The 13,442-nt window shown below is 67.3% G+C and carries 9 protein-coding genes and 1 tRNA gene; 8 read left to right on the top strand and 2 right to left on the bottom strand.

The window, feature by feature from the left end; translation table 11 throughout:
* Positions 1–45: 45 nt before the first annotated feature.
* From BLQ58_RS02245 to BLQ58_RS02220, 6 genes are all read left to right on the top strand, one after another.
* Complete coding sequence (locus BLQ58_RS02245; RefSeq protein ID WP_092594583.1) at positions 46–1,497, top strand: efflux transporter outer membrane subunit; 1,452 nt, start codon at positions 46–48, stop codon at positions 1,495–1,497.
* A 210-nt stretch (positions 1,498–1,707) separates the two neighbouring features.
* Positions 1,708–4,347, top strand: coding sequence for an FHA domain-containing protein (locus BLQ58_RS02240; protein WP_092594349.1), 2,640 nt, complete (start codon positions 1,708–1,710; stop codon positions 4,345–4,347).
* On the top strand, positions 4,344–5,726 hold the full coding sequence (locus tag BLQ58_RS02235) for an HlyD family secretion protein (protein WP_092594348.1): 1,383 nt from the start codon (positions 4,344–4,346) through the stop codon (positions 5,724–5,726). Before BLQ58_RS02240 ends, BLQ58_RS02235 begins: the two co-directional genes overlap by 4 nt.
* 17 nt (positions 5,727–5,743) lie before the next feature.
* Positions 5,744–6,496, top strand: a complete 753-nt coding sequence (locus BLQ58_RS02230; RefSeq protein WP_092594347.1) for a peptidylprolyl isomerase — start codon at positions 5,744–5,746, stop codon at positions 6,494–6,496.
* A complete protein-coding gene (locus tag BLQ58_RS02225; protein WP_092594346.1) occupies positions 6,477–9,581 on the top strand; it encodes a peptidase domain-containing ABC transporter in 3,105 nt (1,034 codons plus the stop codon). The genes BLQ58_RS02230 and BLQ58_RS02225 overlap by 20 nt, the downstream gene beginning before the upstream one ends.
* Positions 9,578–10,900 carry a sigma-54 interaction domain-containing protein gene (locus BLQ58_RS02220; protein ID WP_092594345.1) on the top strand — a complete coding sequence of 441 codons (1,323 nt, stop codon included), beginning with the start codon at positions 9,578–9,580 and terminating at the stop codon, positions 10,898–10,900. Before BLQ58_RS02225 ends, BLQ58_RS02220 begins: the two co-directional genes overlap by 4 nt.
* Before the next feature lie 15 nt (positions 10,901–10,915).
* Here the strand turns inward: BLQ58_RS02220 and BLQ58_RS02215 are convergent, their stop codons facing one another.
* Positions 10,916–11,695, bottom strand: a complete 780-nt coding sequence (locus tag BLQ58_RS02215; protein ID WP_092594344.1) for a PP2C family protein-serine/threonine phosphatase — start codon at positions 11,693–11,695, stop codon at positions 10,916–10,918.
* A 102-nt stretch (positions 11,696–11,797) separates the two neighbouring features.
* Entirely contained in the window at positions 11,798–12,088 is a 291-nt protein-coding gene (locus tag BLQ58_RS02210) for a hypothetical protein (RefSeq protein ID WP_092594343.1), read from the bottom strand.
* Between the two features lie 439 nt (positions 12,089–12,527).
* On the opposite strand from BLQ58_RS02210, the gene BLQ58_RS02205 reads away from it, so the two are divergent.
* Together BLQ58_RS02205 and BLQ58_RS02200 are read left to right on the top strand one after the other, a co-directional pair.
* Positions 12,528–12,995, top strand: a complete 468-nt coding sequence (locus BLQ58_RS02205) for a lecithin retinol acyltransferase family protein (protein WP_092594342.1) — start codon at positions 12,528–12,530, stop codon at positions 12,993–12,995.
* Positions 12,996–13,255: 260 nt separating this feature from the next.
* Positions 13,256–13,330, top strand: a tRNA-Arg gene (locus BLQ58_RS02200).
* Positions 13,331–13,442: the final 112 nt, after the last annotated feature.

Here is a 13,442-nt window from a genome sequence, read left to right as displayed (position 1 = left end):
AAGCAGGAAGCCATCGTGAACGCATTCGCCTTTGTTCCGCGCCGCATGTCCCAGTTGTCGGGCGTGGCCCTGTCCGTGGCGCTGCTGGCCGGTTGTGCCGATTTCCGGCCCCCCGAGTACCACCGGCCCGAAACGCCGGCCAAGGCGGCCTGGACCAGCAGCGAGTCGGTTACCGTATCCCCGGCCGAGACGGTCCTGCCGAACTGGTGGCAGGGCTTTGGCGATCCCTATCTGGACCAGCTCGTGGCCAAGGCGCTGTCGGGCAACTACGACATCAAGGTGCTGGCCGCCCGCATCCGCGTGGCCAACGCGCAGATTGCCGAGGCGCGCGCGGGGGCGCTGCCGGTGTTCGATATCGGCGCCGGCGTGGACATCAGCAAGACCACCGGCCAGCCGGTGTCGCGCACCTATAACCTGGGCGGCACCGTGAACTGGGACATCGACGTCTGGGGCAAGGTGGAAAAGGGCGTGCAGGCCCAGACCGCCGAGTTTCGCGCCACCGAGGCCGACTGGCGCGCAGGCTATCTGTCGCTGGTATCCGATGTCTCGATCACCTACTTCACGATCCTGCTGCTCGACGAGCAACTCGCGCAACAGCGCCATACGCTGTCGCGCAACAACGACATCCTGGGCACCTACAAGGCCATGCTCGCCAACGGCCTGCTGCCGCAGATCCGCGTGATGCAGCAGCAGGCCGAAATCAATCGCCTGACCAAGGACCTGCTCGAACTGAAGCGGTCGCGCGACGTGGCCGAAAACGCGCTGGCCACGCTGGTCGGCGTGCCCGCCGGCGAACTCAAGGTGCCGCCGGGCAAGCTGCAGGAGCGCATCAAGCTGCCCGTGGTGCCGGCCGGACTGCCTTCGCAACTGCTGGCGCGGCGGCCCGATATCGTCGCCGCCGAATATCGCGTGCTGGCCGCCTACGACCTGGTCGGCCAGGCGCGCCTGGCGCAGTTGCCGAGCATCAGCCTGACCGCGCGCGGCGGCACCGCCAGCTTCGCGCTGTCCGACCTGATGAAGTCCTTCACCTTCGGCTTCATGCCCAGCATCAACCTGCCGATGCTGGACCCCAACGTGCGCGCCCGGGTGAAGACCACCGAGGCCAACGTGGGCGTGGTCGAGAACGAATACGGCCGCACCGTCATGACCGCCTTCGAGGAAGTGGAGAGTGCGCTGGTCAATGTCGATGCGCACAAGAAGCAGCGCGTGGAGCTGCAGCAGCAGGTGAGCCAGCTGCGCGTCGTGGGCGCGCAGATCGACGCCCAGGCGCGCGAAGGCATCGCGTCGCAACTCGACGTTTTCGAGTCCGAACGTTCGCTTCTGACGGCCGAACAATCCTTGTTGGGGGCGTACCAACAAATCCTGGCCGATACCGTCACGTTGTACAAGGCACTGGGCGGCGGCTGGCCCGATGTGGACGTGCGCAACAACCGCGTGGACACCGCGGCCGAGCCGGCGTCGCCGGCCGGGGCGGCGGCGTCCAAGGCGGCGCGTTAGCCGCAGCGGCGCACAAACCGTTTCAAGCCTGAAACCCGCGTGGCGCTGGCGTTTGCGCAACGCTGCGCCGCAGCGCATTGACTCCCCCCAAGCGTGGCCTACTATGTTCTTACCCGTGACCTGCCGCCCCCTTGCCGACGCATGCCGACCCCGTCGCCGCGTTGGTGCGCGGTTGCGCGCCACAGGCTGCACTGTTGGCTCAGGTGAAACATGACGCGCGACGAAGCTCCCTTCATGGATGTGCCGGTCATGACGCCCCACGCCGGCCAGGCATTCGATGTCCTGCTGATGCCCGTGTCGCGCCCGGAGCTCGGCGAGATCCGTATCGACGAGGACCTGTTCGCGATCGGGCGCGGCGAGGCGCCGTTTGCCGCGTATCCGACCGAAGCCGTGTCGGTGCTGTCCCGGCGGCACGCGCGCATCTTCTCGGAAGACGGCGCGGTGTACGTGGCCGACCTGGGCAGCAAGAACGGCACACGCGTGAACGGCGACAGCGTGGCGCAGCAGCCGGCGCGGCTCAGCGATGGCGACGAGGTCAGCTTTGGCGCGGACCTGGCCTATCGCGTGCGGCTGTATCCGCGCCCGGCAGAGCCCGAGCCGCCCCGCGTGGCGGTCACGCTGACCCCGATGCGCGAAGACCTGGGCCTGCAGCCGGTTGTCATCGCCGGCTTCCCGTTCATGGTCAACAAGGCCGACGACACCTTTGCCCGCTATCGCGACCAGTACCCGCACCAGGTGAACTACCTGTCGCGCCGCCATGCGCACGTGTACCTGAAGCACGGCGTGCCGTGGATCGAGGACCTCGGCAGCACCAACGGCACCTTCGTCAATGGCGTGCGGCTGCGCGACCAGTCGGTGCGGCTGGAGCCCGACGACGTGGTGGCGTTCGGCGGCAGCCACTTTGTCTACCGCGTGGGGATCGAGCGCGAGACCGATGCCGACGCCACCGCCACCAGGACGTCGCTGGCAGCGCCCGCCCCGCCCAATGCGTCCGACATGCCGCACCACGCCGCGCCGGCGGTCAATGGCGCGAAAGCCACGCCGGGCGACGTCGATCCGGACAAGACCACCTTCGTGGGCGCGGCCGATTCCTTCCTGGACATCTTCTGCATGGACTATCGCGCCGCGCAGGAGGACGAGGTCAATCCCGAAGCCATGCCCGACGCGGCGGGCCCCGCCCATGCGCCGGCGCCGCGCGGACGGATGACGATGATGATGCTGGAGGCGGTGCGCAGCTTCGGCATCCGCGACCGCCATCAACTGGAGCGAGCCGCGCGCGTGGCCATCCTGATCATCGCCGTGCTGGTGATCGCCGGCGGCTATGTCTGGTGGCGCGGCGCGCCCGACAGGTCACTGCAGGCGCTGGTCGACGAAGGCAAGTACGTGCGTGCGGCGGAAGTGGCCGACAAGGTGCTGTCGCGCCACCCCGACGACGCACGCTACCAGGCGCTTGGCGCCGAGGCACTGATGCGCGGCTACGTGCCGCAATGGTCGGCCCGGCTGCAAGCCAGCGATGCCGCCGGCGCCAACGCGGTGCTTGGCGAGATGCGGGCCCGCAGCCAGCACAATACCGACGGCCAGGCGCTGACCGGCCAGCTTGCGTGGGTCGGAGACCTTGAGCGTTACGTGGCCCAGCGCGGCGGCATCGACGGCCCGATCCGCATGTACTCGGACGAGGCGAAGATCCGCGACCTGCTGCGGCGATGGGAGGACGACACCGCGTCGCACCAGCGGCTGCTGGGGCGCATCGCCAACGACGTGCCGTCGTTCCGCGACACTTACGCGCGCGCGCTGAGCGATCTGCGCCGGCTGCAGAACGACGAATCGGTTCTGCTGGCCGCCATCGACCGGCTCAACGCGGCCATCGCCACCGAACTGGGCCGCGATCAGCCCGAGGCGTTGCAGTCGATGCTGGCCGACTACAAGGACAAGTATCCGCGCCTGGTGGGGCTGGACAGCGTGGAGCGCGACCTGCACCAGTACACGGCGATGATCGAGTCGCTGCGCGTCCGCGCGCCGGGCCCGCTGGTGGCGCTGATGCAGAAGGCCAGCTTTGCCACGCCGCCGTTCCAGGCCGCCTATCAGAAACTCAAGGCCACGCGCCTGCCGGGCGAGGACGTGCAGAAGCAGTACCTGGCGGCCAGCAAGGCTTGGGAGCAGGGCGACGGCGCGGCCGCGCTGGCCGCGCTGAAGACCGTCACGGCGGGGCCGTGGGCGGCCGATGTGGCGAAGGATGTTGTCCACAAGGAGCAGGTGCTGGCGCAGTACGCCGCGATCAAGGCCGGACGCGGATCGCCTGGCTACGAGGAACAGTTGCTGGCGTTCTACGAGTCGCTGGACCCGAAGACCGACGGCTACTTCGCCAGCAACATCGACGCCGATGTGAACAGCATCCGTGACGCGGCGTTGCGCCGCGCCAACCAGCTGCTGAACCGCGCGGCCACGGCATGGCGCCAGTATCGCAACAACGGCCTGATTGCCGGCGAACAGCGGCTCGAATCGGGCATCTCCGCCAAGTTCCGCTCGCAGGCCCGCCTGCTGGCCGATGCCCAGGACGACGCGCGCAAGGGGCTGCGCATCTACGCCCAGCTGAAGATCGAGGATTCGGCGCAGTGGAGCAAGATCCGCGACGACATCCAGGCCGAAGTCGACACCCAGCGCCGGTCGCTCAACGACCTGCGCATGGTGCTGGACCCGGCGGTGCTCAAGGCCAAGCTGGCGCTGGTGGGCGAGGGCAGCAAGGAGGGCGGGAAGGCGGACGGCAAGGAGGGCGGGGGCAAGGACGGCAACGCCGCGCCGGCCGCGACCGCCGCCGCAGCCGCGAAACCCGAAGCCGGGAGTACGCCATGAAGGACGAGAACCGCGACAACAAGCTGCGGCCGCTGACCGAGGCGCTAGAGGACCATAGCGCCGAAGGCATCGCGCTACTCAGCGCCGAGCCGCGCCGGCTAACGCTGCTGGCCGTGGTCACCACGGGCTTGCTGGTGCTGTGCGCGCTGCTGTGGTCGTTCTTCGGCCATGCGGACGTCATCGTGACCGCGCAGGGCACGCTCGCGCCGGAGTCCGAGGTGCGGCGCTTCTACGCGCCGGTCGATGGCGAGCTGGTCGATCTCTACGTGGCCGAGGGCCAGCCGGTGTCGAAGGACGACGTGGTGGCGCGGTTGAACGCACGCGGTGCCATCGAGGCGGCGGCCAATGCGCTGCAGGCCCAGCTCAAGCTCGAAGACGCCGAACGCGAGTGGAAGCAGTTTCCGGAGCGCAAGGCCTTGCTGGAGCGCCGCGCACTGGCGCTGAAGCAGCAGATCGAACTCAATTCGCGCCAGCACGAGAACCGGCTGGCCGAAGGGACGACGCGGCTGGCCGAGCAGCAGCGCGCGCAGCTGGCCGAGGCGCGCAGCAATCTGGAAAACGCGCGGCGGGCACGGGAATTTGCGCGTCAGGAGCAGGACCGCTATGCGCGGCTGTTCGCGTTGCCCGCGGGCGGCGGGGTGTCGCAATCGCAGGTCGAAGCCAAGCGCGCGGCCACGCAGGAGGCCGAGAACACCCTGCGCGTGGCCCAGTCGCGGCTGGCCGAACTGGATGCCCGGCTGGCGCAGGAATTCACGCAGGCCAGCGCGCAGCTGGAAGGCAGCGGCCAGGAACTGGCCAGCCTGCGCGTGCAGTACGACGCCGCCGTGCGCGAGATCACCAGCACCGAGGACAAGCTGCGCCTGCAGGTGCAGACGGCCCGGCTGGTGGCCGATGCCGCCGCACGCATCAGGTTCGAGAACATCGACAAGGACAACTTCCTGCTGATCCTGGCGCCGGTGTCGGGCGTCATCACCGATGTCACGTCCACCCAGCGTGGCGACAAGGTGCAGGCCAATACGCCGCTGGGCGGCATCGCGCCCAAGGATGCCCGGCCGATGCTGCGCATCGAGATCGCCGAGCGCGACCGGGCGTTCCTGCGCGAGGGGCTGCCGGTCAAGCTCAAGTTCAGCGCGTTCCCGTACCAGCGGTACGGCCTGATCGCGGGCACGCTCGAATACATCTCGCCGGCCACCAAGCCGTCGGGCCCCGACAAGCAGCCGGTGTACGAGGGCCGCGTGCGGCTGGCGCAGGACTACTACAGCGTGGCCAGTAACAAGTATCCGTTGCGCTACGGCATGACCGCCACGGCGGAGATCGTGGTGCGGGAAAGACGCCTGATCGACCTGGGGCTCGATCCCTTCAGGCAGGTCGCGGGATGAATGTTGAGGAGAGGGCGATGACAGCCATCGTACGCATCGACGAGGAAATGATCGGCGTCGACGAATTCGTGAGGGTCCTGAAGCTGACCGGCCAGTTCGAGGGGCTGGTGGAGCAGCTGGTGCGCGACAAGCTGACCGCCCACGCGGCGCGGCGCCACGGCCTGAAGCTGGCGCCGGAGGAGGTGCAGGAGCGCGCCGACCAGTTCCGCCGCGTGCATGGCCTGCACCGGGCGGCGGACATGAACCACTACCTCGATGCGCTGAACATCACGCTGGACGAGTTCGAGACCTTCATCACCGACAGCCTGTACCAGGAAAAGATGATGGAGCAGGTCTGCACGGACCAGGCGGTGGAATCGTACTTCCAGCTTAATTCACCGAAGTTCGACAGCATCGAGGTCAGCCATATCGTGGTGGACACCGAGGGCAAGGCGAAGGAGCTGGTGTCGTACCTGCAGGACGATCCCGACGCGTTCGCCGAGATGGCGCGCGAGCATTCGATCGCCGATACGCGCGAGCAGGGGGGCGACATCGGCAAGGTGCTGCGCGGATCGCTCAAGGGCGACATCGAGGCCAAAGTGTTCAACGCCGAGCCCGGCGACCTGCTGGGGCCGTTCCCGGCGCCCGACAAGTCGTTCTTCGAGGTCTTCCTGGTGCGCGCGAAGCATCCGGCCCGGCTGGACCCCGACGTGACCGTGGAGATTCGCCGGCTGCTCCGCGAGGAATGGCTGATGGCCAGGGCGCAGGAACATGTCATCGAAGCCCGCTAGCGAGGCGGCGGCGCCGGCCGCTTCCGCAGCCGCGCCGCCCGCCGGACAGTCGCTGGCCGACTTCCTGGCCACGGTGGAGATCCTGTCGCCGCTATCGCGCGACGAGATCGAGCGGCTGGCCGCCAGCGCCCGCACGCTGCATTTCGGCTTTGGCGACACGGTCTGCAATGCGGGCGAGCCGGCGGACGGCATTTTCATCGTGCGCAGCGGCTCCGTGCGCGTGTTCAACGAGGAGCACGGCAAGGAAATCAGCATGGGCGTGCGCAAGACCGGCGAGGTGTTTGCCGATATTGCGCTGCTGCGCGAGTACCGGCACGAGTCTTCGGTGCGGGCGTCGGGCAAGACCGAGCTGATCACGATACCGCGCGCCGTCTCCGAGCCGACCGTGGGCGGCAACCCGGCGGCGCTGGCCTTTATCACGAGCTACGTGGCCATCAGTTCGGCGGGGGGCTTCGTGGCGCGGCTGTTCGACCTGCGCGGCAAGCTCGACAAGCTGGAGCTGGAAGACGCAGTGCGCAGCGTGGGCGTCAAGCGGGTGGCCGCAGGCAAGGAAATCCTGCAGCAGGACGGGCGCGAGGATCGCCGTCTGTACGTGGTGCGCCAGGGCACGGTGCGCATCGTGCGCGAGGAGGATGGCGACACGTTCCAGCTGGCCACGCTGGGACAGGGCGAGATCTTCGGCGAGCGCGCCTGCGTGATGCGCCAGGAGCAGATCGCCTCGGCCATCGCAGACACCGACACGCGGCTGCTGGTGATTCCCGAGAAGACGGTGCAGCTGATCCTGGAGCGCAATGCGCGCCTGCGCGAGGTGCTGGAAGAACGCATCCGCACCGTGGATCGCGAACTTCATCGGCAAAAGAAGCTGGCCGAGCGCCGCAAGCGGCCGGTGCTGCTGGACCTGCACTCCAGGCCCGAACTGGGCGAACGGCTGATCCGCCGCTTCGCGCTGGTGGAGCAGGCCGAAGAGATGGACTGCGGCGCGGCGTGCCTGGCGATGATCTGCCGGCACTATGGCATCCCGATGACGCTGGGCAAGCTGCGCGAACTGGCCAATGTGACCACCGCGGGCGCCACGCTCGACAGCCTGGCGCGGGCGGGCGAGTCGCTGGGCTTCACCACGCGCGGCGTGCAATGCACGCGCGACGCGCTGACCGGTTTCGAACTGCCGTTCATCATCCACTGGGAGGGCTATCACTACGTGGTGGTCTATGGCGTGTCGTCGCAGTACGTGTGGGTGGCGGACCCGGCCATCGGCTTCCGCAAGATGAGCGCCGAGGAGTTCGAGCGCGGCTGGAGCGGCACCTGCCTGCTGTTCTCGCCCGGCACGCAGATGAACGAACTGGCGGTGTCGCGCTCGCCGTGGCTGCGCTTCATCGGCTACCTGTCGCCGTACAAGCGCATCCTGGCGCATCTGTTCCTGGCCACGTTCGTGATCCAGGTGCTGGGCGTGGTGCCGCCGCTGATCATCCAGAACATCCTCGACGGCGTGGTGGTGCACCAGAACATCGGGCTGCTTCACCTGCTGATCCTGGGACTGGTGATCTCGAACGTGTTCACGCAGCTGATGGTCACCATCCGCGCGTACCTGGCGAACTTCATGGTCCGTAACATGGATTTCGCGATGATGTCGCACTTCTTCAAGCACACGCTGTCGCTGCCGCTGTCGTTCTTCGCCAAGCGCAAGACCGGCGACATCTTCGCGCGCTTCCAGGAAAACCAGACCATCCGCGCGTTCCTGACGGAGTCCACGGTCACCACGGCGCTGAACCTGCTGATGGTGTTCATCTACTTCAGCATCATGTTCCTCTACAACGTGAAGCTGACGCTGCTGCTGATTGCGTTCGTGATCCCGATAGCCGCGCTGACCGTGGTGGTCACGCCCAAGGTGAAGGGCTACGCACGCGAGGTGTTCGCGGCATCGACCGATGCCAAGGCCTACCTGATGGAAACGCTGGGCGGCGCGGAGACCGTGAAGGGCATGGGCATCGAACGCCCGGTGCGGCTGCGCTGGGAGCGCAAGTACGCCAAGGCGCTGGAAAAGCAGTACCAGGCGCAATCGTTCCATATCCTGGTGGGGCTGGTCAGCCAGGTGCTGAACGCGGCCACCACCATCACGATCCTCTGGGTGGGCGCCACGCTGGTGCTGGAGCGCGAACTGACGATCGGGCAACTGATCGCGTTCAACGCTTTCATGGGCAGCGTGCTGGCGCCGCTGATGGGGCTGGTGGCGCTGTGGGGCCAGCTCAACGACGCCGGCGTGGCGATGGAGCGGCTGGGCGACGTGCTGGACCTGGATCCGGAGCAGAAGCCTCAGGACGTGATGTCGCGCGTCTCGCTGCCGGACCTGCAAGGCGAGATCCAGTTCGACGGCGTGTACTTCCGCTACGGCGGCGAAGACACCGCCTACGTGCTGGAGAACATCAGCTTCCATATGCGGCCGGGCGAGATGGTGGCCATCGTCGGCCGGAGCGGGTCGGGCAAGACCACGCTGGCCAAGCTGCTGGTGGGCTTCTACAAGCCGACCGACGGCACGATGAAGGTGGACGGCTACGACATGAACGTGATCGACACCGAATTCTTCCGTGCCCAGGTGGGGTATGTGATGCAGACCAACCTGCTGTTCTCGGGCACGGTGGCCGAGAACATTGCCTGTGGCGACGACAGCCCGGACCGCCGCCGCATCGAGGAAGTGGCCAAGATGGCCGACGCCCATGCGTTCATCTCGAAGCTGCCGCTCGGCTACGAGCAGGTGGTGGGCGAGCGCGGCATCGGGCTATCGGGCGGGCAGATCCAGCGGCTGTGCATCGCCCGGGCGCTGTATCACGACCCCCGGCTGCTGGTGTTCGACGAGGCTACGTCGGCGCTGGACACGCAGTCGGAGAGCAACATCCTGGCCAATATGCAGGAAATCCTGAAGGGCCGCACGGCCGTGATCATCGCGCACCGGCTCAGCACCATCATGCAGGCCGACAAGATCCTGGTGCTGTACGAAGGCGGCATCGTGGAGCAGGGCCGGCACGAGGAACTGCTGGAGCGGCGCGGCATGTACTACCAGTTGGTCCAGAAGCAGCTGAGTGCGGCATGAAGCTATACAACCCCACCCCCGTCACCTCGGCCGTATCGTTCGCGGGCCTGATCGAGCGGATCGAGATTCTGCGCTCCACGCTGCGCTGGTCGTCACGGCTGGAGCGGCCCGACATCGAAAAGCTGCTCAAGCAGGCCACCACCCTGCGCGACGAGGTCATGGGCCTGTCGCACAAGGAGCGCTTCGTGGCGGCGGCGTCGGCCTCGGGCGAGGCAGAGGCCGAGGAGGCGGTGGTCGAGCCGGTGGAGATGTCGGCCCGCGAGCGGCGGCAGGCGCTGATGGAGCGCAGCTTTGTCTTCGAGGGCACGTTCGGCGACAACCCCCGGCTGCTCGAATCGCTGGAAATCGCCGAGAAGGCCGCGCCCACCGACCTGCCCGTGCTGATCGACGGCGAAAGCGGCACCGGCAAGGAGCTGATGGCCAAGGTGATCCACGCCAACGGCCTGCGCAACGACAAGCCGTTCATCTCGGTCAACTGCGGCGCGATTCCCGACAGCCTGCTCGAATCGGAACTGTTCGGCCACAAGAAGGGCGCGTTCACCGGCGCGGCCAACGACCGGCGCGGCAAGTTCGAGAGCGCGCATACGGGCACCATCTTCCTGGACGAGATCGGCGAATTGCCGCTGACCGGGCAGGTGAAGCTGCTGCGCGTGCTGGAGGCGCACGAGATCCAGCGGGTGGGCTCGGACGAGGTGATCGCCGTCGATACGCGCATCGTCGCGGCGACCAACAAGGACCTGCGCCGGATGAGCCAGGAGGGCACGTTCCGCGAAGACCTGTTTTACCGGCTCAGCGTGATCCACGTGACCCTGCCCGCGCTGCGAGAACGGCGCGACGAAATCCCGCTGCTGGTGGCGTACTTCGGCGACGAGGCGGCCGGGCAGCTCAAGCGGCGGCCGTTGAAGCTGACGCCTCGGCTGCGCGACTTCCTGCTGCACTACGAGTATCCGGGCAATATCCGCGAACTGCGCAACCTGATGTACCGGCTGTCATGCCTGGCCGGCGACACGGCCGATTTCGCCCACCTGCCGCAGGACATCCGGCCCAGACCGGCCGGCCTGCAGGCCGTGGCGGCGGCGGGCGGCAAGGCAACGGTGACCGACCTGAGCACGGCTACATCGCTCAGCGAAGCCAAGCGCGCCGCCAGCGACGAGGCCGAAAGGGCCTTCCTGGAACGCGGGCTGCAGGAAGTGGGCGGAACCGTGGCCGAACTGGCGCGCCGCTTCGACATGAACCGGTCGCACATCCAGATGCTGCTGAAGAAGCACGGCATCCACTCGAAGGACTTCAGGAACAACCGGCAGGCGGATGGGAAGTAGGCTGCGTTTGTCGCCTCAAACCTCCGGATTCAGCAGCGTCATGTCCGATCCGCCGCCGATGTCCTCGGCCCGGATCACCACTACCGACACGTTGTCGCGGCCGCCGTTGTCCAGCGCCTGCTTGACCAATGCATCGGCGGCAGCCGCCGGATCGGTGATGCCCGGGGCCAGCAGGGCAGCGATCTGGTCGTCCTCGACCTCGTTGCTGAGCCCGTCGCTGCAGAGCAGGAACACGTCGCCATCGCCGATCTCCAGCGTCAGCCGTTCCAGATCCAGCGTGGATGCCGCGCCCACGGCGCGCGTGATGGTGTTGTGGGCGGGATGGTGCTTGGCTTCGTCGGCCGTGATCAGCCCGCGCGCCTTGAGCCGCTCCACCTGGCTGTGATCGCGCGACAGCTGTTTCAGGTGGCCGTCGCGGAACAGGTACAGCCGGCTGTCGCCGGCCCACAGGCAGCTGCAGCGGCGCTCGCAGGCCAGCAACATCACCACGGTGCTGCCAATCACGCGCACCTTCATCCGCAGGGCTTCCTCCATCAGCAGCTGGTTGACGGTCTGCATGGCCAGGCGCGCGCTCTCGGCGGCGCCATCGAGGTTGTCGGGGTCGGGCAGCGCCGATAGCGCCTGGATGATCGCGCGGCTGGCGAAGTCGCCCACCGCGTGGCCGCCCATGCCATCGGCCACCGCCCAGATGCCGCGCTCGGGCATGTCCAGGCAGGCGTCTTCATTGCGCGCCCGCACCCGTCCGACGTCTGTGCAGGCCGCGGAGGTCCAGCGGAATTGCGATACGCAGGTCACGGCATGCTCCAGCGCTGGCCGATACCGGCTCGCGCGTAAGGCGCCCCCGGGGCGCCGGATATTTGGAAGTCACCGCGAAAGCCCTGCCGGATGCTGCAGGGCTCAGACCAGCCGTCCCTTGTTGCGGGCGTCCATGCTGGCGTCGACGGTGACGTTCGAATTCGGCGCCGTGTTCTGGACGTTCACGTTCTGGAACTGGTTGTTCATCTGATCAGCATAGAAGCTGTAGTTGATCTCGTAAAAGTTCACGACGGGTAACGCGCTGGGGCGCGCCGCCACATAAGGCTGGATCCAGCCGAAAACCCACGGCGCGCCGCCGCCCCGCACGGCCGACATGGCCCGGAAATCCAGTGCGCGTTGGGTATTGAGGTCGCGGATGGTGAGCGTAGCCATGATGGTCTCCTGAGGCTGGCGTCGAAGGGGATGCCGGTACAGAGCAAACGATGTGCCAATCGGCGGAATGTGACGATGGGAACGCGCATGGCGTCCGTCCCGCTGGCGATGTGACCGATCGTCCGTCTGACGCGTTGGCCTGCCGCCAACAGATGACCGTGGACAGGTGGGTGAGCGCCGTCAGCCGGGGCGTGCCCAGGTGTTGGCCCGGCGCTGACTTCAGGGCTGCTGGCAGCCGTCGCCAAAATGCCGGCCGCGCGCCAACACAATGCGGCCAATTCTGTTGGGCATGCCCCGACGAACCCGCCTGATCCGAATCACCCGATTTCCCGCAAACCGTTGCCCCGTCGTCAATCCGGCGGTCTGGCACGCTTGATGCGGTTGGGTAGGCACCAACGCAGCCCTGGCTGCCAGCCACCGACACCGACCGAGACCTGCCATGAACGCCCAAGACCAACAGCAAGCCAGCCGCCCGGAAGATGCCTACCTGCCCGGCGCCCATCTCGTGACCGAACGCAATGGCTACGCTCACCACGGCATCTACGTCGGCCAGGGCCTTGTCATCCACTACGCCGGGTTCTGCCACACGCTGCACGCTGGGCCCGTGGAAGAAACCACGCTCGAACAGTTTGCCGACGGCCACGGCGTGACGGTCAAGTCCGAGCCCTGCGCCCGCTACCTGGGCGCCGAAGCCGTGTCACGCGCCCGCAGCCGCCTGGGCGAGAGCCGCTACCATCTGCTGACCAACAACTGCGAGCACTTCTGCACGTGGTGCCTGCTGGGCCAGGCCCGCAGCGAACAGGTGGAAACCTGCCTGCGCAACCCCGGCACCGCAATGGTCACCGTGCTGCATATGGCGCTGGCCTTGCTGTCGAGCCTCCACCTCGCCAGCCTGCACGCCGCCTGATCCATCGCAACCTTCACTGCCAAAGGGGCCCGCCATGTCCGGACTGATCGATTGGGAAAGCTGTACCGCCCGCGGTGGCCGCGCCTGCCACCGCGCCTGCGGCCAGCAGCGGGACGCCACCCGGCCCCGCCGCGAGATGCGTCGCGAAATGCGGCGCCAGCGGAATGCCGGCGATCCGGCGCCGGCGGAGTTTGCTATACTCCGCCCCGTCTTCCGGTCCGCCCGCCCCAGCGCGGCGCAGGCACCGTGCAGACGGTCCGCTCGCCGTAGTTCAATGGATAGAACGAGCGCCTCCTAAGCGCTAGATACAGGTTCGATTCCTGTCGGCGGGACCATAATCAAGTTGGCAGCGGTTCTCTGAAGTTCGCTCCCCTGCCGTAAATCAAGGCTTCCCGGCATTTCGACGTTCGTCAAAGGTCGTCGTCAACCGTTGGCATCCGTCACTTT

The organism is Ralstonia sp. 25mfcol4.1 (genome assembly GCF_900104095.1).
Taxonomy (GTDB): Bacteria; Pseudomonadota; Gammaproteobacteria; order Burkholderiales; family Burkholderiaceae; genus Cupriavidus.
The sequence above is the reverse complement of the archived record's forward strand: the minus strand, read 5'-3'. Positions and strand labels throughout refer to the sequence as shown.